This is a genomic window from Caulobacter sp. AVps18 (assembly GCF_058681425.1).
Genome location: NZ_CM178737.1, coordinates 1,064,169 through 1,081,854, shown reverse-complemented (window position 1 = coordinate 1,081,854; position 17,686 = coordinate 1,064,169). Strand labels below are relative to the sequence as shown.

Annotated in this window: 24 protein-coding genes; 9 read left to right on the top strand and 15 right to left on the bottom strand. The window is 67.8% G+C overall.

Features of this window, described 5'->3' with window-relative positions; translation table 11 throughout:
- Positions 1-41 precede the first annotated feature (41 nt).
- The gene (locus ACW179_RS05200; protein ID WP_492063241.1) at positions 42-1,238 is read left to right on the top strand and encodes a CaiB/BaiF CoA transferase family protein; all 1,197 of its coding nucleotides are present in this window, start codon (positions 42-44) and stop codon (positions 1,236-1,238) included.
- Here the strand turns inward: ACW179_RS05200 and ACW179_RS05195 are convergent.
- Complete coding sequence (locus tag ACW179_RS05195) at positions 1,235-2,221, bottom strand: XdhC family protein (RefSeq protein WP_492063240.1); 987 nt, start codon at positions 2,219-2,221, stop codon at positions 1,235-1,237. The genes ACW179_RS05200 and ACW179_RS05195 overlap by 4 nt on opposite strands.
- A gap of 99 nt (positions 2,222-2,320) precedes the next feature.
- Here ACW179_RS05195 and ACW179_RS05190 point away from each other — a divergent pair, with 99 nt between their 5' ends.
- Complete coding sequence (locus tag ACW179_RS05190; protein ID WP_492063239.1) at positions 2,321-3,196, top strand: bifunctional regulator KidO; 876 nt, start codon at positions 2,321-2,323, stop codon at positions 3,194-3,196.
- 49 nt (positions 3,197-3,245) lie between these two features.
- On the top strand, positions 3,246-4,133 hold the full coding sequence (locus ACW179_RS05185; RefSeq protein ID WP_492063238.1) for an EamA family transporter: 888 nt from the start codon (positions 3,246-3,248) through the stop codon (positions 4,131-4,133).
- Between the two features lie 8 nt (positions 4,134-4,141).
- Here ACW179_RS05185 and cysQ read toward each other — a convergent pair whose 3' ends face one another.
- Together cysQ and ACW179_RS05175 are read right to left on the bottom strand one after the other, a co-directional pair.
- Entirely contained in the window at positions 4,142-4,924 is a 783-nt protein-coding gene (cysQ, locus tag ACW179_RS05180) for a 3'(2'),5'-bisphosphate nucleotidase CysQ (protein ID WP_492063237.1), read from the bottom strand.
- 13 nt (positions 4,925-4,937) lie between these two features.
- Positions 4,938-5,126 carry a DUF3553 domain-containing protein gene (locus ACW179_RS05175; protein ID WP_492064255.1) on the bottom strand — a complete coding sequence of 63 codons (189 nt, stop codon included), beginning with the start codon at positions 5,124-5,126 and terminating at the stop codon, positions 4,938-4,940.
- A gap of 61 nt (positions 5,127-5,187) precedes the next feature.
- Here ACW179_RS05175 and chpT point away from each other — a divergent pair, with 61 nt between their 5' ends.
- The 3 genes from chpT (at position 5,188) to ACW179_RS05160 (ending at position 7,157) form a co-directional block, all read left to right on the top strand.
- Positions 5,188-5,871, top strand: a complete 684-nt coding sequence (gene chpT, locus ACW179_RS05170) for a histidine phosphotransferase ChpT (RefSeq protein ID WP_492063236.1) — start codon at positions 5,188-5,190, stop codon at positions 5,869-5,871.
- Between the two features lie 93 nt (positions 5,872-5,964).
- Positions 5,965-6,330 carry a response regulator gene (locus ACW179_RS05165; protein ID WP_492063235.1) on the top strand — a complete coding sequence of 122 codons (366 nt, stop codon included), beginning with the start codon at positions 5,965-5,967 and terminating at the stop codon, positions 6,328-6,330.
- The gene (locus ACW179_RS05160) at positions 6,327-7,157 is read left to right on the top strand and encodes a CheR family methyltransferase (protein WP_492063234.1); all 831 of its coding nucleotides are present in this window, start codon (positions 6,327-6,329) and stop codon (positions 7,155-7,157) included. Before ACW179_RS05165 ends, ACW179_RS05160 begins: the two co-directional genes overlap by 4 nt.
- Positions 7,158-7,294: 137 nt before the next feature.
- Here the strand turns inward: ACW179_RS05160 and ACW179_RS05155 are convergent, their stop codons facing one another.
- The 5 genes from ACW179_RS05155 to nepR all read right to left on the bottom strand — a co-directional run bounded on the left by ACW179_RS05155 (position 7,295) and on the right by nepR (position 11,297).
- Positions 7,295-8,377, bottom strand: a complete 1,083-nt coding sequence (locus ACW179_RS05155) for a hypothetical protein (RefSeq protein ID WP_492063233.1) — start codon at positions 8,375-8,377, stop codon at positions 7,295-7,297.
- Positions 8,378-8,606: 229 nt separating this feature from the next.
- Positions 8,607-8,744 (bottom strand): entericidin A/B family lipoprotein, encoded by a 138-nt coding sequence (locus ACW179_RS05150; protein ID WP_492063232.1) that lies wholly within the window; start codon positions 8,742-8,744, stop codon positions 8,607-8,609.
- Positions 8,745-8,812: 68 nt separating this feature from the next.
- Positions 8,813-10,507, bottom strand: a complete 1,695-nt coding sequence (gene phyK, locus ACW179_RS05145) for a sensor histidine kinase PhyK (protein WP_492063231.1) — start codon at positions 10,505-10,507, stop codon at positions 8,813-8,815.
- A complete protein-coding gene (locus tag ACW179_RS05140) occupies positions 10,504-11,109 on the bottom strand; it encodes a sigma-70 family RNA polymerase sigma factor (RefSeq protein WP_492064254.1) in 606 nt (201 codons plus the stop codon). Before ACW179_RS05140 ends, phyK begins: the two co-directional genes overlap by 4 nt.
- A gap of 2 nt (positions 11,110-11,111) precedes the next feature.
- Positions 11,112-11,297 (bottom strand): anti-sigma T factor NepR, encoded by a 186-nt coding sequence (gene nepR / locus ACW179_RS05135; RefSeq protein WP_492063230.1) that lies wholly within the window; start codon positions 11,295-11,297, stop codon positions 11,112-11,114.
- A 229-nt stretch (positions 11,298-11,526) separates the two neighbouring features.
- Here nepR and phyR point away from each other — a divergent pair, with 229 nt between their 5' ends.
- Complete coding sequence (gene phyR / locus ACW179_RS05130; protein ID WP_492063229.1) at positions 11,527-12,327, top strand: anti-anti sigma factor/receiver protein PhyR; 801 nt, start codon at positions 11,527-11,529, stop codon at positions 12,325-12,327.
- Between the two features lie 76 nt (positions 12,328-12,403).
- Here phyR and ACW179_RS05125 read toward each other — a convergent pair whose 3' ends face one another.
- The 3 genes from ACW179_RS05125 to ACW179_RS05115 form a co-directional block, all read right to left on the bottom strand.
- Positions 12,404-12,661 (bottom strand): hypothetical protein, encoded by a 258-nt coding sequence (locus ACW179_RS05125; RefSeq protein ID WP_492063228.1) that lies wholly within the window; start codon positions 12,659-12,661, stop codon positions 12,404-12,406.
- Positions 12,662-13,143: 482 nt separating this feature from the next.
- Entirely contained in the window at positions 13,144-13,605 is a 462-nt protein-coding gene (locus tag ACW179_RS05120; protein WP_492063227.1) for an OmpA family protein, read from the bottom strand.
- A gap of 85 nt (positions 13,606-13,690) precedes the next feature.
- Positions 13,691-14,032 (bottom strand): YMGG-like glycine zipper-containing protein, encoded by a 342-nt coding sequence (locus ACW179_RS05115; RefSeq protein ID WP_492063226.1) that lies wholly within the window; start codon positions 14,030-14,032, stop codon positions 13,691-13,693.
- A 121-nt stretch (positions 14,033-14,153) separates the two neighbouring features.
- Between ACW179_RS05115 and ACW179_RS05110 the strand changes: the two genes are divergently transcribed.
- Together ACW179_RS05110 and ACW179_RS05105 are read left to right on the top strand one after the other, a co-directional pair.
- Positions 14,154-15,017 carry a diacylglycerol/lipid kinase family protein gene (locus ACW179_RS05110; protein WP_492063225.1) on the top strand — a complete coding sequence of 288 codons (864 nt, stop codon included), beginning with the start codon at positions 14,154-14,156 and terminating at the stop codon, positions 15,015-15,017.
- Entirely contained in the window at positions 15,014-15,808 is a 795-nt protein-coding gene (locus ACW179_RS05105) for a metallophosphoesterase family protein (RefSeq protein ID WP_492063224.1), read from the top strand. Before ACW179_RS05110 ends, ACW179_RS05105 begins: the two co-directional genes overlap by 4 nt.
- Positions 15,809-15,844: 36 nt before the next feature.
- Here the strand turns inward: ACW179_RS05105 and ACW179_RS05100 are convergent, their stop codons facing one another.
- The 4 genes from ACW179_RS05100 to ACW179_RS05085 all read right to left on the bottom strand — a co-directional run bounded on the left by ACW179_RS05100 (position 15,845) and on the right by ACW179_RS05085 (position 17,526).
- Positions 15,845-16,015 (bottom strand): DUF1328 domain-containing protein, encoded by a 171-nt coding sequence (locus ACW179_RS05100; protein ID WP_492063223.1) that lies wholly within the window; start codon positions 16,013-16,015, stop codon positions 15,845-15,847.
- Positions 16,016-16,101: 86 nt separating this feature from the next.
- Positions 16,102-16,722 carry a superoxide dismutase gene (locus tag ACW179_RS05095; protein ID WP_492063222.1) on the bottom strand — a complete coding sequence of 207 codons (621 nt, stop codon included), beginning with the start codon at positions 16,720-16,722 and terminating at the stop codon, positions 16,102-16,104.
- Between the two features lie 58 nt (positions 16,723-16,780).
- On the bottom strand, positions 16,781-17,179 hold the full coding sequence (locus ACW179_RS05090; RefSeq protein ID WP_492063221.1) for a hypothetical protein: 399 nt from the start codon (positions 17,177-17,179) through the stop codon (positions 16,781-16,783).
- Entirely contained in the window at positions 17,176-17,526 is a 351-nt protein-coding gene (locus ACW179_RS05085) for a hypothetical protein (RefSeq protein ID WP_492063220.1), read from the bottom strand. Before ACW179_RS05085 ends, ACW179_RS05090 begins: the two co-directional genes overlap by 4 nt.
- Positions 17,527-17,686 lie beyond the last annotated feature (160 nt).

Genomic DNA, 17,686 nt, shown 5'->3' with positions numbered 1-17,686 from the left:
CGGGGCCGTGAACGGTTCCGTGCAGCAGGGAGAATAACCAGATGGCGACAGCGCCCTTGGCCGGACTGCGCGTGATCGAAATGGGCTCGCTGATCGCCGGGCCCTTCTGCGGTCAGGTGTTGGGCGACTTCGGCGCCGAGGTCATCAAGCTGGAAGATCCCAGGGCCGGTGACCCCATGCGCCAGTGGGGGCGCTCCAAGCCCCAGGGCCTGTCGCCCTGGTGGCCGGTGATCGGTCGCAACAAGAAATCCGTCACGGTCGATCTGCGTACCGACGAGGGCCGCGACCTGGCCCGCGCCCTGATCGCCAAGGCCGATGTGGTCGTCGAGAACTTTCGCCCCGGCACGCTGGAGGGCTGGGGCCTGGGCTATGAGGCCCTGTCAAAGCTCAATCCGGGTCTGGTGATGGCCCGGGTCTCGGGCTTTGGCCAGACGGGCCCCTATTCGCACCGGGCCGGCTATGCCCTGGTCGGCGAGGCCATGGGCGGCCTGCGCCACATCACAGGCGAACCCGACCGCAACCCCGCCCGGGCCGGAATCTCGATCGGCGACAGCCTGTCGGGCCTGAACGCGGCGCTGGGCGTCATGATGGCCCTGCATGCCCGCCAGCACACCGGCCGCGGCCAGGTGGTCGATACGGCCATCTATGAAAGCGTGCTGACGGTGATGGAGAACCTGATCACCGAATACGACCTGACCGGCTATGTGCGCGAGCGGTCGGGGGCGGTGCTGCCCGGCATCGCGCCGTCGAACGTCTATCCGACCAAGAGCGGCGAGCTTGTCCTGATCGGCGCCAATCAGGACACCCTGTTCCGGCGGCTTTGCGAGTTGATGGGCCGCCCCGACCTGGCCGATGACGCGCGCTATTGTGACCACGCCGCCCGGGGCGCGCACCAGGGCGAGCTGGACGCCCGTATCGCCGCCTGGACCGCCGACCATCTGATCGAGGACCTGCTGCCCCGCCTGGAAGAGGCCGGCATCGCCACGGGTCGCATCTATCGCGCGCCCGACATGCTGACCGATCCGCAGTTCATCGCCCGCCAGTCGATCGTCAGCGTGCCCCATCCGGTGTTTGGCCAGGTGAAGATGCAGAACGCTTTTCCGCGCCTGTCGGAAACCCCCGGCGGGGTCCGCTGGACGGGTCCGACCCTGGGGGAGCACACCGACGAGGTGCTGCGCGACGTCGCCGGCTATACCGACGAGGCCATCGCCGGGCTGCGGACCCGCAAGGTGCTTTAGTCGATCTTTTCGGCCGCCGTCCGGCGCGCCAGGGCGGGCTGGCCGTGGCGGGTGGCCATGATCTCGCCGATCACCGCCACCGCCACCTCGAACGGCGCCTTGCCGCCCAGGTCCAGGCCGATCGGCGCGCGCAGCTTGGCCAGGTCGCGATCCGTCAGGCCGGCGGCCTTCAGCCGCTCCACGCGCTCGCCCAGGCGTCGTCGCGCGCCCAGCAGGCCCACATAGGGCGCAGGCGAGGGCAGGGCGGCCAGCAGGCCGGCATGGTCCAGGTCCAGGTCGTGACCGCAGATCGCCACGGCGGTCCAGGCGTCCAGACCGATCCCGGCCAGCGCGATATCCGCCGCGTCCCGACGATAGGCGACACCGGCCAGGGGCGGGGCCGTCTCCGGGCCCTTGGGGCGCACCAGGGTGGTCTCAAACCCGCTCTGGGCGCCCAGTCCGGCAATGGCCAGGGCCACCGGATCGGAGCCCAGTACGATCAGCCGCGGGATGGGGTCATAGGCGCGCGTCATGGCACCGCTCCAGCCGGCCGGCCCCTCGGCGCCGCAGTGCCGCCGATGGCCGTCCGTGACCCAGTAGGACGGCGAGCGCGCATCGGTCAGGGCCAGCAGGGTCGCCGCCGCCGGATCATCCTGTGCCAGGCGCTCGACCAGGATCTCGATGCGGGCGCCGCACAGCAGGCGGATATCGGGCCAGGGACTGCCCTCGCCATAGACCAGCCGGCGGGGCTGGCCGTCGGCAAGACAGGCCAGGGCGTGACTTTCGACGTCAGACTCGATGCAGCCACCCGACAGAAATCCAGCGACCAGATCTTCGCCGAACACCATCTGGGTTCCCACCGGCCTTGGCCCGCCGCCGCCCAGGGCGACGATGGTCGCCAGGGCCGCCGGGCCCTTGCGCAGGGCCGCGCGCAGGGCTGGTCGGACGTCGTCGGCCATGCCGTAGAGGGGCCAATCGGTGGCCGTGCGAAAGCTTTCCATCATCGGCGATATTAACCCCTCGGCAAGGTTCCAGAAACGCCTTCTTCAAACCTTGGCGCGTAGAGTCCCCGGACAGTTGATGTTTAGCCGGCACGGACTCCCATGCCTTTATCGGTTTCAAAGCTTGGCCTTTCGGCCGCCCAGTTCGGTCTCGACGGTATGACGTCGTCGCCGCGCGGGCGCTCGCCTGAAGCCGAAGCCCGCGATATCCTGAACATTGCCGCCCGTTCCAGCCTGTCGGTTCTGGACGTTTCTGGCGTCTATGGTCGCGCCGAGTCCATCGTGGGCGACCTGATTCCGCGTCCCGTCCCGTTCCGCGTCACCCTGTCATCGGCGCGCGCCGACCGGGGCGCTGATTTCGTCGAGTCCGAAGCTCGTGCCTCGCTGCGCCGCCTGGGCGTCGAGCGTGCCGACGCGATCATCGTGCAATCGCCGTCCGAGCTGTTCGGCCCGCATGGCGCCGCCCTGTGGGATCGCCTGAGCAAGCTGCGCGACGAGGGTCTGTTCGCCAAGATCGGCGTCTCGGCCCATGCCAGCGACGACCCGGTGGGCGTGGCCCGCCGCTTCAAGCCCGATATTCTCCAGGCCCCTGCCAGCCTGCTGGACCAGCGCCTGCTGGCCGACGGCTCCCTGGCCCGCATCGCCGGCCTGGGCGTCGAGGTGCAGCTGCGCTCGATCTTCCTCAACGGCCTGCTGTTCCTGCCGCCCGACCGCGTGCCGGCCCAGTTGAAGGGGGCCTCGGGCCGTCTGTCGCGCGTGCGTCGGATGATCGCCGAGGGCCGTTCCGATCCGCTTCAAGCCGCCCTGGGTTTCGCTCTGTCGCGCCCTGAGGCCAGCGCTGTCCTGGTGGGCGTCACCTCGGCTGCCGAGCTGTCGGCGGTGGTCGCCGCCGCCTCCAGCCCGCCGCCGGATCTGGACTGGGACGAGATGGCCATCGATGATCCGGTGGCGCTTGACCCCCGTCGCTGGGTCGCCTGACCTTATATCGCCCTTGATGCCGCGCGCCGCCTGAGGTCATGGAGAGACCATGGCTTCTCCGCGCGCTCCTGTTTCCCTGGCGTCCCTCACCCCCTATGGCGCTCTGCTGGCGGCCATCGTCACGCTGTGCGTGGGGACCTCCTTCGCCAAGCAGCTGTTTCCCCTGGTCGGGGCCCAGGGCACGACCGCCTATCGCGTGGGATTTTCAGCCCTGGTGCTGCTGCTGGTCTGGCGGCCCTGGCGGTATCGGCTGGGCCGCGCCGACCTGACCGCCGTGGCCCTGTACGGCGCGGTCATGGGGCTGATGAACCTGTGCTTCTACATGTCTCTGCGGACCATTCCGCTGGGCCCGGCCATCGCCATCGAGTTCATGGGGCCGCTGGGCCTGGGCCTGATCCATGCGCGCAAGCCGATCCATTTCGTCTGGATCGGCCTGGCGGCTCTGGGGCTTGTCCTGTTGTTGCCGCTGCGGGGCGGCGCCCACGGGCTTGACCCGGTCGGGGTGGGCTTTGCCTGCGTCGCCGCCCTGCTGTGGGCGCTCTATATCGTTCTGGGCAAGCGGACCGGACACCTGCACGCCGGCCGTTCGGTGGCGCTGGGCATGAGCGTGGCCGCCGTGATCGTGGTGCCGTTTGGCCTGGTGTCGGCCGGCGCGGCCCTGTTCCAGCCCAAGCTGCTGGCCCTGGGTCTGGTGGTGGCGATGCTGTCCAGCGCCATCCCCTATTCCCTGGAGATGATCGCCCTGAAGGGCATTCCCAAGCGCAGTTTCGGGGTCATGCTCAGCGCCGAACCCGCCGCCGGCGCGCTGGCGGGCCTGCTGGTGCTGGGCGAGCGGCTGGCACCCCTGCAATGGCTGGCCATCGCCGCCATCATCGCGGCGTCGGCGGGCACGATCCTGACGACACCTGCGGAAACGGCCGGCGAGGTCGTTCCGTAGCGGGGACCTCAGGCCCCCCGGGCCACGAACCAGCCGTTGCGGAACCCCTGGTCGGCCTTGCCATAGGTGAAGGCACCGCCATCAGGCTGGGTGAAGCGTCCACCGGCGGCGATCAGGATGGCGTGACCGGCGGCGGTGTCCCATTCCATGGTCGGGCCATGGCGCGGATAGATGTCGGCCGAGCCTTCGGCGATCCGGCACATCTTGATGGAGCTGTCCATCGGGGTGCGCAGGTCAAAGCCGTATTCGGTCGCCAGCTCGGTAGCGCGCTCTTCCTTCATCGTGTGGCTGATCAGGGCGACGGCCTCGCCCTTGGGCCAGGCGCGCGCGCTCACCGGGGCCTCTGCGCCGTCCGGACCGGTACGCTTGAGCACGCCGTCGGCCGTGGTGAACCAGACTTCCCCGGTCGCGGGGGCGCAGATGGCGCCGGCCACCGGAACGCCGTTGTCGATCAGGCCGATATTGACCGTGAAATTGGGATCGCCGCGCACGAAGGCCTTGGTGCCGTCCACCGGGTCGACCAGGAAGAAGCGCGGTCCGATATCCTCGGGCGCGCCAAACTCGCTGGCATATTCCTCCGAGACGGTCGGGACGTCGGGAAACATCGCCGAAAGCCGCTGCAGGATCAGGCGCTCTCCGGCCCGGTCGGCCTCGGTGACGGGGCTGGCGTCGGCCTTCTGGGTGACGTCCAGCTCGGTGCGCCAGAATGGAAGGATGACCACGGCGGCCTCTTCTGTGATCGCGGCCAGGGCGCGGCCCCATTCGGATACGGGCAGGTCGGAAACGCTCATCAGGAACTCCATTTTACGATCCCCTCGGATCGTCGCCGACAAAGACCAGTCTTACGCGCCGGGCGTCGATGGTCTGCTTGCCAGCGTCCTCGAAAGTGACGGTGACGCGATGGCCGATCACGGACTGCACCTGACCCAGACCCCAGTCGGGTTGGTCGGGATGGCGCACCAGGACGCCAGGCTCGAGAAACGGATCCATAATCCGCTTCTGATAGGCGTACCGTCCAGTTTGCCAAAGCCTCAAATCACGCCAGAGTTCAGTCATGACCGAGACCGACGTTTCCGCCACCACCTCCGCCGCCGTCGCTCCCGCAGTGGACGTCAACGGGCCTGACTTCGCCGCCATGCTGGCCGCGCGCCTCTGTCACGACTTCATCAGTCCGGCCAGCGCCATCGTTTCGGGCCTCGACCTGCTGGAGGATCCCGCCGCCCAGGACATGCGCGAGGACGCCATGGGGCTGATCGCCTCATCGGCGCGTAAGCTGGCCGATCTGCTGCAGTTCTGCCGCGTGGCCTTCGGCGCCTCGGCCTCGGCCGAAGCCTTCGACTCCCGCGAGCTGGAAAAGCTGGCCCAGGGCGTGTTCGATCATGTTCGGCCCAAGATGGTCTGGGATATCCCCGCTCAGGCGATGAACAAGCCCTCGGCCCGGGCCATACTCAACATCGCCCAGCTGGCCGCCAGCGCCCTGCCGGCCGGTGGCGTGGCGACCCTGAAGGGTGTTACGGCGGATGGCCGTTTCTGCATCACCGCCGACTCGGTCGGGCCCCGGGCCCGCCTGCGGCCTGAAGTGCTGGCCGGGCTTAAGGGCGAACCCCTGGTCGAGGGCCTTGGCGGACCCTGGGTGCAGGCCGCCTATCTTCACGCCCTGGTGCGCGCCGCAGGCGGGCAGGTGGGTGTCGAGATCGTCGAAGACCGGGTCAGCCTGGCCGTCTGGGTTCCGGCCTGACCCGATCCGGGTTAAAAAGGCTCGCCTCGCCGCCCGACGTCATCGCTCCTTAACCTCGGGGCCCGACGATAGGGGCCTGGATGGGAGCGTGCCGTGAAGACCTGCCTCGTAGTCGATGACAGCCGGGTGATCCGCAAGGTCGCACGCCGCGTCCTCGAAGACATCGGCTTTGAGATTGCCGAGGCCGGCGACGGCATGGAGGCGCTCGCCTGGTGCCGGGCGGCCATGCCCGACGCCGTACTGCTGGACTGGAACATGCCGGTGATGGACGGGATCGAATTCCTGCGCCAGCTGCGGACCGAGCCCGGCGGTAGCGAGCCTGTGGTGGTGTTCTGCACCGCCGAGAACAGCATCGACCGCATCCGCTTGGCGCTCGACGCCGGCGCCGACGAATACATCATGAAGCCGTTTGACGGCGAGATCATCGCGGCGAAGTTCGCCGAGGCGGGCCTGCTTTGACCCCCGAAGACATGGATCTGCTGGCCGCCCTCGCCCGCGCCCGCGCCGGCCTGAAGGTCGAGGTCGAGAAAACCTATCTGGTTGAAAGCCGTCTGGGCCCTCTGGCCCGGCGCGAAGGTTTCGAGTCGATCGAGGCCATGCTGGTGGTTCTGCGCGCCAAGCGCGAGGAGCGGCTGATCTGGGCCGTCGTTGAAGCCCTGACCTCAAGCGAGACCCGCTTCTTCCGCGACCGCGAGGTGTTCGCCCACCTGCGCGACCAGGTGCTGCCCGCCGTTTCACGACTTCGTCGCGATCAGCCCGTGCGCATCTGGAGCGCCGCCTGCTCAACCGGTCAGGAGGTCTATTCCCTGGCCATGACCGCCGCCGAGGGGCGCGACATCGAGGCGGGGACGCGGTTTGAGTTCTTCGGCTCCGACCTGTCGGAACGTTGCCTGGAAAAGGCCCAGAGCGGCCTCTACACCCAGTTCGAGGTGCAGCGCGGCCTGCCGATCCGGCTGCTGGTCAAGCATTTCGCCAACCAGGATGAAACCTGGGAAATCTCGCCGCGCATTCGCCAGAGCGTGCGGTGGAAGCGGATCAACCTGCTCAGCGACCTGTCGCCGTTGGGTCGCTTTGACGTGATCCTTCTGCGGCACGTGCTGGATGGTCTGGACCCGTCGCTGCACGGCCGCATCCTCGAGAACCTGGCCGCGCGCCTGCTCGACGACGGATTGCTGGTGCTGAGCCCCGGCGACCGCCCCGAAGAGGTGACCGACGCCCTGGTCGCCGTCGACGGCCGCCCCGGCGTCTTCGCGCCAAGCGCCGAACTGCGGCGCGCCGTCGCCTAGAGCCCTTTCCGACCTGATGGATTCATCAGGGTCGGACAAAAAGGGCTCTAAATCAAAAGTTTAGAGTATTTTTCGCTCTAGATTATTGTTTTCGCGTCGTTTTGCGGAAACCCGGCATGCCCTTTTCACGTGAGGCTCTAGGTCCGGCTGGGAACCAGCGGTCCACGGCTTCGCATCAGGCCCGCGCACCAGGCGGCCAGCCTTGCCAGCCGTCCGGGCGGTTCGTCCAGCGGCAGACCTTCGAAGGCCTCCGAGAGCTTGGCGTGCAGCAGGCGACCGCCTGGCCCCATGATCTCCGCGAGGTTGTCCAGGGCAGCCACCGCCTTGCGCGCGACCGGGCGAAAGAGGATTTGCGCCCTGCACGCGTGGGGGGCTGGTGTCCGGCACCCGGAGAAGTCGGGCGACAGCCCGCTTCCGGCCTGCACCGCCGCCTCCACCCAGCGGGCATAGGCGGCGTCGCGCGCCAGCCGATCAACATCGATCACCAGGTCGGCCTGAGGCAGGGCCCGGAGATACGACACCAGATAGACCGCCATGAAGGCCGCGAACGAGACGGCGATGGGCGCGCGCTTCAGCTGGCGGCGCGCGGCGGCGATCCGTTGCGCCAGGCTCCCGCCGCCGTTCAGCCGATGACCCAGCAAGGCCTCGGCCACGCCCCGACTACTCGGCAACTCGGACAGGATCACATACTGGCAAAGCTCGAAATAGGTAGGGCGCGGGCGCTTGCGGAGGGTGTGAAACGACAGCCACTGCTGCACCGGGTTGCGGATCAGCACGATGTGAAAGCCATCGAACCGGCGCCTTAGCCAGTCGATCCGGCCCAGGGTACGACAGCAGGCCAGCACCGGGGCCTCGCCCGCCTGGCGGGCCGTGTCGATCAGGTCGGCCACATAGGCCTGCTGGGCGGGGTCGTCGTCGGCGGCGTCGAGCAGATAGTCATCCAGGGCAAAGCGGGTCTTGTAGCCCCTGACCCCGCCGGCAGGGTCGAGCAGGGGGGCAAACTCGCTGAGATAGGGCTCTGCGCCGCCCGGATGGCGCAGGCCATTTCCGGCGGGGGTCTGGCTGGCGATCATCGCCGGATCCAGTCGCGCGAGTTGTTCGTGCCAGGGCTCGTAATAGGCCCGCACGCCGGCCAGCTTGCGAAAGCAGGTCCAGACATAGGTGCTGGAACAGCGCCAACCGCTATGGACGAAGACCGTGGGGGGGAATGGTGATGACATGCGGCGACCTCCGGCAGGCGGGAGGTCGGATTATCCGGACGCTGATTGTCAGGCTTATCTCAGATTGTATTACGCGATCGAGCAAACCTTTCCGGGTTGGACACAGTATTGCAGGGATGCCATTTCCAGCCGCAAAATACCTATAGTCTCGCAACGGAGCGTCGTGGGCGTGCAAGAAAAAGCCCGCTGACGAGACGCCAGCGGGCTGTTCTCTTCATGAAGAAAGGGCCTAGTTCTTGGCGTCCTTGGCTGTGTCGGTGACGGCCTTGCCGGCCGACGAGACGTCCTTGCCGGCACCTTCCACGGTATTGCAGGCGGCGACGGACAGTGTGGCGGCCAGGACGGCCAGGACGATGAGCTTGCGCATGTGAGGTTCTCCGGAACGTGGCCCGAATGGGCATGAAAGCGTGCGGGAGGAGAACGCCCCCGGCGAAGCTAGGTTCCGGGTGCCTGGGGGGTTGGAAACACAAGTCGCACCAGAAGTCCGTGGCCGGCGGGCGGGGTTTCGAAAAACAGCTTTCCGCGCAACTGGCGGGCGAAGGCATTCATCAGGGTGCGACCCACCCCGTCGCCGGGGCCGGTGGAGGCGCCGGGGCCATCATCGCCGATCGATAGTTCGGCTTCCTCGCCGCGCACCGAGAAATTGACCGACAATACCCCTCCCCGGGCCCCAAAGGCGTGCTTCTGGGCGTTGGTGATCGCCTCGACGGCGAACAGGGCGATGGGGGCAAGGCGGTCAGGATCGATAACCAGGGGGTCGGCATGGACCTCGGTTCGCACAGCGCTGTTTCCCGACATGTCGCCGACCAGCAGCAGGGCGGTCAGCTCTTCCAGAAAGGGGCGCAGGTCCACCCGTTTCAGGTCGGGACCCTGGTAGAGGGCGCGATAGATCTGGGCCAGTGCGGTGATGCGCTGGCGGGTGTCATTCATCGCCGCCTTGGCTGCTGGATCGGTCAGGGCGCGCTGCTGCATGTTGATCAGCGAGGTGATGATCTGCAGGTTGTTCTTCACGCGGTGGTGGATCTCGCGCATCAGCGCGTCCTTTTCCGCCAGGGATTCCATCAGCGAAGCGTCGCGCGCCACGATGGCGCCGGCCATGTCGTCGAGGGTGGCGGCCAGTTCGCGGATTTCCGGGGGCGCGCGCTCGGCCTGCAGGGGCCGCACGGTGAAACGACCCTTGGCGTAGATCGCCGCGACCCGCTGCAGATAGACGATCCAGCGGATCACGGCCCGCTCGGCCGCATACAACACCGCGCCCAGGGCCAGGCCAAAAGCCAGAAGCGGCAGCACCAGGCGCGAGATCGGATTGATCCACGCCCAGGACATCAGGCCAGGGGCCGGGGCCGAGAGGATCAGGAACACCCTGTCATCAACGAGGGGTGCCGCTGAATAGGCGCGCTTTCGCTTCAGGCTGTCTTCACCGGACCACAGCACCGCCCCCCGGACATTGGCTCGTTCACGCCAGCCGGCGGGTGGGGTGGCGAAGGCCCCGGGCTCGGTGGCCGCGAAGACCTTTCCGTACGAGTCGGCGAGCGCGATCTCAGCCCCTTCGGGCATGAAACGGTTGGCGGTCTCCAGCCGCAGGCTGCGCAGGGTCAGGACCGCGACCATGGCACCCGCGAAACGCCGGTTGGGGCCCTCGGCCCGCACGGCGGCCAGGATGGCCGGCTCGTTGGCATAGACCACGCCCGGCGTACTGGCCACGACAAGCTTCTGGCCGGCCGCCAGCTCGCGGAACCAGGTCCGGCCGGCCCGGCCAGGGTCGGCCGGCGTGGTGGCAGCGGCGCAGGAAACCCGACCCCGCGCGTCGAAGCGGATCAGATTGGCATAGCCGGGCAGCCGCTCGCGTACGTCGCCCAGGCGCTGGGCGCATTCCAGGCCCACCGAGCCGGGACCCAGGGTCTGAAGCAGGACGCCGGCCGACTCGATCCGCGCCCGGGCGATGGCGGCGCTGCGGCCGGCCGCCAGCTCCAGGCTCTGGCGACGCGAGTCCGCCTCGGCCCGGAAGGCGAAGACCGATTGCAGCACACCCAGGATCAACACCGGCAGCAGCGCCACGCTCAGCGCAGCGGCCAGACGCACGCGGATCGAGTTGGCGACGGTCGGGCCCTGGCCCGCAAAAGGTCTCACCGCAGCGAGCTCAGGCGCTCCGCGTCGGCCAGGATCGATCCCATGGCGTCACCTGCCGAGCCTCCGTCCCGGTCGTAGGAGCCGGCCTCAAGGATGGCCTGCAGGGCGCGACGGGCGCGGCTGACCCGGCTCTTGACGGTGCCGACGGCGCAGCCGCAGATCTCGGCGGCTTCTTCATAGGCAAAGCCGCCCGCGCCGACCAGGATCAGGGCCTCGCGCTGTTCGGCCGGCAACATGCCCAGGCTCAGGCGAAGCTCGTCCAGCGCCACCGGCGCTTCGGGATTGTCGACCGCGACCAGGGTCCGCTCGGCGGCCTCCTGGTCCAGCTGGCTCTGGCGCCAGGACCGGCGTTTTTCGGAATAGAACTGATTGCGCAGGATCATGAAGGTCCAGGCCTTCATATTGGTGCCCAGCTGGAAGCTGGCGCGGGCGTCCCAGGCCTTCATCATCGCGTCCTGCGCCAGATCGTCGGCCGCCGTGGCGTCGCCGGTCAGGGTTCGGGCAAAGGCGCGCAGGTGCGGGATCAGCGTGACGAGCTCTTTCTTGAAAGCATCGTCGCGGGGCGGGTCGAACGGTGAACGGCCGACCTGGGTCTCCGTCATGCTCATTTGTCTCCCGCAGGCCGGTCGGCCTTGCGCAGGATGTCCAGGAACTCGTCGGGGACCGCTTCGTTGACGACCTCGTCGAACATCTGGCGAAGTTTCACGCCGATGGCTTGCTGACGCAGCCGGGCTTCGTCGAGCGCTGCGGCGCCCTTGCGGTGATCTTCCATGGGTACGTGTTCGATCATGTCCTCGACGCCGATGAATCGCGACGCCCGCCCCCTTTGGCCGATGTTTTGTCTGCCAGACGACAACGCCGTTTTCCGTATCCGGTTCCCGAAGCTTGAGCTTAGGATGGCAAAATTCTGCCAACGACGGAACCGCCTTCGTGAAACAGCGTTTATGACGTTGGTTGAACAGCCTAGCTTGACTGTTGGATCGCGTACTTTTCACGAAGACACCGCATCGGGAGGGGTCATGAGTCTTCTTGCCCGGCTGGCGCCGCATCTGCCCTATATTCGCCGCTACGCCCGCGCCCTAACCGGGGATCAGAACACCGGAGACCACTATGTCCGCGTGGCGCTGGAGGCCCTGGCCGCCGGCGAACGATCGCTGGACGCCAGTCTTTCGCCGCGCGTGGCGCTGTATCGCGTGTTTCACGCCATCTGGCTGTCCTCGGGCGCCCAGCTGGAGGCGCGCCGAGATGACAGCAACACCGCTGCCGATGACGCTTCCCAGAGGTTGATGCGGATCGCCCCCCGTTCTCGCCAGGCGTTCCTGCTGACCGCCCTGGAAGGGTTCACCCCGACCGAGGCGGCCCAGATCCTCGATTGTGAGTTCGGCGATATCGAACGCCTGATCTCCGAGGCCCAGACCGAGATCGACGCCGAACTGGCCACCACCGTGCTCATCATCGAGGACGAACCGGTGATCGCGGCCGATATCGAAGCGCTGGTTCGCGAACTGGGTCATGAGGTTACCGACATCGCCGCCACGCGCGGCGAGGCCCTTGAGGCCGTGGCCCGTCGTACGCCTGGCCTGGTGCTGGCCGATATCCAGCTGGCCGACGGCTCGTCGGGTATCGATGCGGTGAAGGACATCCTGGCGCGTCTCGATGTGCCGGTGATCTTCATCACCGCCTTCCCCGAGCGCCTGCTGACCGGCGAGCGTCCGGAGCCGACCTTCCTGATCACCAAGCCTTTCCAGCCGGAAACGGTCAAGGCGGCGATCGGTCAGGCGCTGTTCTTCCATCCCCGGCGCACGCGCCAGGCGGCCTGAGACAAACAGTCGGATGAAAATGAGCAGGGCCGCCCTGGCAAGGGCGGCCCTTTTCTTGGGCGCAAGGTCCGGCGTTTCAGCTGGCCGGCGGCGCGGTCTGGCGGACGGGGGTTTGCCGGGTGTCGTAGCGGCCCGCTTCGGCAGGGGTCTTGACGCCATTGTTGTGTTCGACGGCCGCCAGGTCGTTGGCGCGAAAACCCCAGGCACCGAACAGGGCGACGGCGGCCAGAACGGTCGAGACAACCAGGATCCAGAAAATATGCTGGCCCCAACGCCCCTGGCGGGCGCGGGTGGCGTTCAGGCGTTTCGGGGGATGAGGAATGTCGGCGGGCATGGTGCTCTCCTTCAGGGGGTTGCGGGTCCCGACGTCAGGACGATTGTGGATGGCGGCCGCGTCTGGAACGACTGGACGACACCGGCTGACGCCGCGACAGCGGCTATCGCCATCAGGGCCAGAAGCCGGTTCCGGGCCCGGAAAGCGCTGCGGCCTGAAGTCAGGGCCTGACCCGGTTTGATCTGTTCTGTCTTGACCATGTCGGCGTCCCCGCGGTTGAAGACGGCCGGCCTGACCGTCCACAGATCAACGTCTGCGGCGGGGGCGTGTTCCCCGATCCGGAAGCCTGAGGACGCTCGCCAAGAAATCTCTTCAGGTCTGGAACCGGGTTTCAGGGTTCGCGTTTACTGAGTGCGGAGGCGGCGACGCCCCCCCGACTTGAGGCTGGTGCAAACCAGCCTGCCGTCTCCGCACCCCCCTTTCTTTCAGTCGCTCAGGCCGTGTTTTGGCCTTGCTGCGCGTTCCGTGCGGGCGAGCCGGCTTCAGGGCCTGGCGCGGGGTGCCGCCAGGTGCAGGAAGATGTCGGCGCGCCGGCGCATCGGCGCAGTCTCGCCCTCGGCATTGACCGAGCCCGCCTCGCCCACCGCAGCGACATCGAACTCGACCTGTTCAAAGCCCACCTTGCCCAGGGCCCGGGTGACGACGGCGGCGCGTCGCTTGGACAAGTCCAGATTGGCGTCGGCGGCTCCCACGGCGTCGGACAGGCCAACGACCCGCGCCTTGAGCACCGCGCAGCCCTCCGACATCGCCCCCGCGCTCCTGAGCACCGCCTGGGCCTCGCGGGTCAGCCTGTCTTCATGGAGGTTGAAATAGATCGACACCTTGAAGTCTGAACAGGCGCGTGGCGCGGCCACAATGCCACGCGGGCCACGGTCGGCGATCGAGGCACAGCCGGCCAGGCCTAGCGCAACCAGTCCCACGGCTATCCAAGTCGAACGTCGCATGGCGTGGCCTCATGGCATCGCGGAGTTGGAAAAGGGGCGGCTGACACTGGCCCGCCGCCCCGTGGTTCAGGTGCCTGAAACCGCTTTAGCGCGGGCGGCCGTCTTCCCAGAAGTAGCGGCCGCTCGGGGCGTCGTAATAGTAGTACCGCCCGGCGCGTTCGTCATAATACTGGCGGCGGTTGAGGTTTGTCGCGCCGCAGCCGCCGTCTTCCCGACAGCCCTTGACGGCGCCGGCGGTGGCACCGATGGCCGCGCCGACCGCAGCGCCTGCGCCCGCATCGCCGCCGCCGACATTGTTGCCGATCACCGCGCCGGCCAGGGCGCCCAGGGCCGCGCCGCCTGCGGCGTTGCGCTCGACATTGCCCGTTGTCGTGCAGGCCGAGGCCAAAAGCCCCGCGCCCAGCAGGGCGATCATCATCTTGTTCATTGTGGTCTTCCCATCGCGATGTCCCGCTCGACTAACGGGTAGGATCTCAGCAAGGTTCCGGGCGGAACTCCTGCCAAGCTTCGCCGTTTGGCTGGTCGGGACCATACGGAAGGAAACGCCAGTGCGGCGCGTCGAGATCATCGCCAACATTGCTTCGGGCTCGGTCGGACCCGATGCTCCGGCTATCGCCCAGCGCCTTCTGGCCGAGCATGGCGTTTCGGGAAGCGTTCACACGCCGGGTGACGGTCAGCTGGAAAAGACGCTGCGATCGCTCATCGACTCGGCCCCCGACGCGGTGTTCGTGATCGCCGGTGATGGCACCGCCAGGGCGGCCGCCGAGATGTCTGGGCCCGATGGCCCGCCCATCGCCCCCCTGCCGGGCGGGACCATGAACATGCTGCCCCGTGCCCTCTATGGCGAGCGCAGCTGGCCCGAAGCCATGGCCGCCTGTCTCGATGAGGGTCAGCCCAGAATGGTCTCCGGCGGCGAGATCTCGGGCAGGCTGTTCTTCGTCGCGGCCATTCTCGGAAGCCCCGCCCTGTGGGCCGATGCGCGGGAAGCCGCCCGGGCCGGCAAGCTTGAGCTGACCATCCTGCGGGCCCGACGTGCCTTCCGTCAGGCCTTTTCCCGTCGTCTCCGGTTCTCGCTGGACGGCCGGCCCAGACAGAAGACCGAGGCCCTGACCCTGATGTGCCCGCTGGTGTCCGGCGCCCTGCATGAGGACGAGCGCGCCCTGGAAGCTGCGGCCCTGGACCCGGCCAACGCCATTGACGTGTTCCGCCTGGGCGTCAGCGCGCTGACGGGATCATGGCGCGACGATCCTTCGGTCAGCATGGGCCGTTGCCGGGTGGGCCGGGTCTGGGCCGGCGGACGGATTCCCGCCATCCTCGACGGCGAGCCCATGCGGCTGGAGCCCGAGGTGCAGATCCGCTTCCGGCCCAAGGCGTTCCGCGCGCTGGCCCTGCCAGAAAGACTCGGCGCGTGAAGATCATCCAGGTCTCGGACATCCATTTCGGGGGAGAGAACGCCCTCGCCACCGAAGCGGCGCTGGAGTGCTTCCACCGGGAGAAGCCCGACCTGGTGATCGCTGCCGGCGACCTGACCAGGGATGGCGCTGTACCCGAGTTCGACGCCGCCAGGGCCTGGCTGGACCGCGCCCCGCGCCCCCAGTTGGTGGCACCGGGCAATCATGACACCCCCTATATGGGACCGCTGGAACTGTTCGAGCGGCTGCTGCATCCGTGGCGGCGCTACGAGGCCCGCTTCGGCCCGGCCGACGGTGTCGACTGGCGCGGTCCGGGCGCGGCGGCCTTCACGCTCAACACCGCGCGCGGGGCCCAGATCCGCTGGAACTGGTCCAAGGGTGCCGTATCGAGCGGGCAGTCGCGGCGGCTGAAGCGGCGGCTGGGCACGGCCGCGCCCGGAGACGTCCGCATCGTCGTTTGCCACCACCCTCTGGTCGAGATCACAGGCGGACCCATGACCGCCCGGGTGCGCGGCGGAACCCTGGCGGCCGAGACCCTGGTCGAAGCGGGGGCCGATCTGGTGTTGTCGGGCCATATCCACACGCCGTTCGTGGCCCCCTATCCGTTCGGCGACGGCCGGACAGTGGCGGTCGGATCGGGCACGCTTTCGGTCCGCGAGCGCGGCGTGCCGCCCAGCTTCAATGTCATCGAGATCGACGGCGCTGACATCCGGGTGACCGCCATGGCGCTGGAGCGCACCGCGTTTCAGGTTTGGCGCAGCTGGGCGTTCGAGCGTCGCTCAGCAGGCTGAAGCCGAAACGAAAACGGCGCGACCGGGGTCGCGCCGTCAGGTCGGTCGAGCCCGCAACAGGTGTATGACCATCGAGACCAGGAACAGGACCACGAACACATAGAACAGGATCTTGGCGATCCCGATGGCGGCCCCAGCAATGCCGGTGAAACCCAGCATGCCGGTGGCGAGCGCCACGACAAGAAAAATCAGAGCCCATCTGAGCATGGAAGTCTCCCGGTTGCCTTGGGCGGAGCTCAGGCTCCGTCCAAGGTCAACGTCCTTTGGATAAAGGCGTTCCGGGAATGCGGTGATCAGGTGGGGGCGGGGTAGGACCAGCCCTCGCCGGTGCCCTTGGCGGCGGCGAACTGAGCGTCGGCCAGGGTCCAGTTGGGCAGGGCGTCGAACCAGGCTTCCAGGAAGCCTTTGCGGTTGTTCTGGTGGTCCAGATAATAGGCGTGCTCCCAGACGTCGCAGACCAGCAGCGGCGTGACACCGTCCTGGGTGACGGTGGTGGCCGCGTCGTGGGTCGAGATCACCTTCAACTTGCCACCTTCGACGACCAGCCACACCCAGCCCGAGGCAAAGTGGCCGACGCCTTCGGTGACAAAGGCGGCCTTCAGGGCGGCCATATCGCCGAACGCTTCGGTAATCGCGGCGGCCAGATCGGTGCCGGGCGCGGTCTTTTCCGGGCTCATGCAATCCCAGAAAAAGGCGTGGTTCCAGGCCTGGGCGGCGTTGTTGAACACCTTGCCGGGCGCGGCGCTCTTGATCACGGCCTCCAGCGAGCCCTGGTCGTCGCCGTTCAGCAGGCCATTGAGGGCCGTGACATAGGCGGCGTGGTGCTTGTCATGGTGGAAGTGCAGGGTGTTGGCCGACACGGTCGGCTCCAGCGCGTCATACGCGTAGGGCAGGTCGGTGAGAACGTACGGCATGGTGACTCCTGGACTGGCGCTCCCAGGGAGGAGGAGGGAACGCGCGAACGGTTGGGCTTTAGCGCGGCGGTTGCCGGGATTCCATGAAGGCTTTGGCCATGGCCGCCGTGAAGGTCGGATTTTTCAGCGCGAAGACACCGGCCGCCAGGGCGGCACCCAGGGACAGCAAGGGACGATCGCGCACGACGCCGACCAGCTTTTCGGCCAGCCCGAACGAATCCGGAGCAGCGCTGGCGCTGGGCGCCTGGCGGCTCTCGGCCTTGCGAGCGGCCAGAAGGCCGGCGATGGCCACGATCAGCGCGGCGACGCCCGCCACCACAGCCGCAGCGCCTGCGGCTCCGATATGGGCTTCAAGAACGGCATAGAGCGCGAAGGCGGCGGCGAATACGCCAACGGCGGCCGCGGCCGCTATGGCCGCCGCCGCCGCGAGCGTCATCAGGGTTCGTTCGAAGATCACCGGTCGCTTTTACGGCTGCCGGCGATCAGCAGGCCCAGCAGCACCCCGACGCCGAGACCGGCGAGGGTGGCGGTCAGCGGGCGTTCGCGAACCCGTTCCGAAACGTAGCGCTGGGCGTCGTCCAGTTGCTGGCCGGCGGTGTCGGTATAGGTGCGGCTCTGGGCGCGCAGGGTTTCAAGGCCCTCGGCGACCGACTTTTCGACCCGCTTGGCGGCGTCGGCGAGCGAGGCCTTTGCGGCAGCCGCAGCTTCGACGAAGCTGTGTTCGGCATGATCGACGACGGTTTCCGCTGCGGCCTTGACCATCTCGGCGTCCTTGGCGGCGGTCTTCAGAACATTTGCGGGCATGGTTATCTCCGGTTCGCAGCGCAGCCAACAGGGTTGGGCAATTGGGCTTGAGCCCCGTCAACGCAAGGGCTCCAGATCCGGTTCCATGATAGCGCGGGCCTTGCAGCTTCACCACAGCGGAATCGTGATCTGCACTCGCGTCTGGCGGGAAGCGAGTCTA

Bases quoted from the DNA above. Each gene is read 5' to 3' on its own strand.
- ACW179_RS05140 (WP_492064254.1), bottom strand. From the start codon at position 11,109: ATGACGGAGACCCAGGTCGGCCGTTCACCGTTCGACCCGCCCCGCGAC.
- ACW179_RS05190 (WP_492063239.1), top strand. From the start codon at position 2,321: ATGCCTTTATCGGTTTCAAAGCTTGGCCTTTCGGCCGCCCAGTTCGGT.
- ACW179_RS05100 (WP_492063223.1), bottom strand. From the start codon at position 16,015: ATGCTCAGATGGGCTCTGATTTTTCTTGTCGTGGCGCTCGCCACCGGC.
- ACW179_RS05095 (WP_492063222.1), bottom strand. From the start codon at position 16,722: ATGCCGTACGTTCTCACCGACCTGCCCTACGCGTATGACGCGCTGGAG.
- chpT (WP_492063236.1), top strand. From the start codon at position 5,188: ATGACCGAGACCGACGTTTCCGCCACCACCTCCGCCGCCGTCGCTCCC.
- phyR (WP_492063229.1), top strand. From the start codon at position 11,527: ATGAGTCTTCTTGCCCGGCTGGCGCCGCATCTGCCCTATATTCGCCGC.
- nepR (WP_492063230.1), bottom strand. From the start codon at position 11,297: ATGATCGAACACGTACCCATGGAAGATCACCGCAAGGGCGCCGCAGCG.
- ACW179_RS05195 (WP_492063240.1), bottom strand. From the start codon at position 2,221: ATGATGGAAAGCTTTCGCACGGCCACCGATTGGCCCCTCTACGGCATG.
- ACW179_RS05085 (WP_492063220.1), bottom strand. From the start codon at position 17,526: ATGCCCGCAAATGTTCTGAAGACCGCCGCCAAGGACGCCGAGATGGTC.
- ACW179_RS05200 (WP_492063241.1), top strand. From the start codon at position 42: ATGGCGACAGCGCCCTTGGCCGGACTGCGCGTGATCGAAATGGGCTCG.
- ACW179_RS05155 (WP_492063233.1), bottom strand. From the start codon at position 8,377: ATGTCATCACCATTCCCCCCCACGGTCTTCGTCCATAGCGGTTGGCGC.
- ACW179_RS05150 (WP_492063232.1), bottom strand. From the start codon at position 8,744: ATGCGCAAGCTCATCGTCCTGGCCGTCCTGGCCGCCACACTGTCCGTC.
- ACW179_RS05185 (WP_492063238.1), top strand. From the start codon at position 3,246: ATGGCTTCTCCGCGCGCTCCTGTTTCCCTGGCGTCCCTCACCCCCTAT.
- cysQ (WP_492063237.1), bottom strand. From the start codon at position 4,924: ATGAGCGTTTCCGACCTGCCCGTATCCGAATGGGGCCGCGCCCTGGCC.
- ACW179_RS05125 (WP_492063228.1), bottom strand. From the start codon at position 12,661: ATGCCCGCCGACATTCCTCATCCCCCGAAACGCCTGAACGCCACCCGC.
- ACW179_RS05120 (WP_492063227.1), bottom strand. From the start codon at position 13,605: ATGCGACGTTCGACTTGGATAGCCGTGGGACTGGTTGCGCTAGGCCTG.
- ACW179_RS05115 (WP_492063226.1), bottom strand. From the start codon at position 14,032: ATGAACAAGATGATGATCGCCCTGCTGGGCGCGGGGCTTTTGGCCTCG.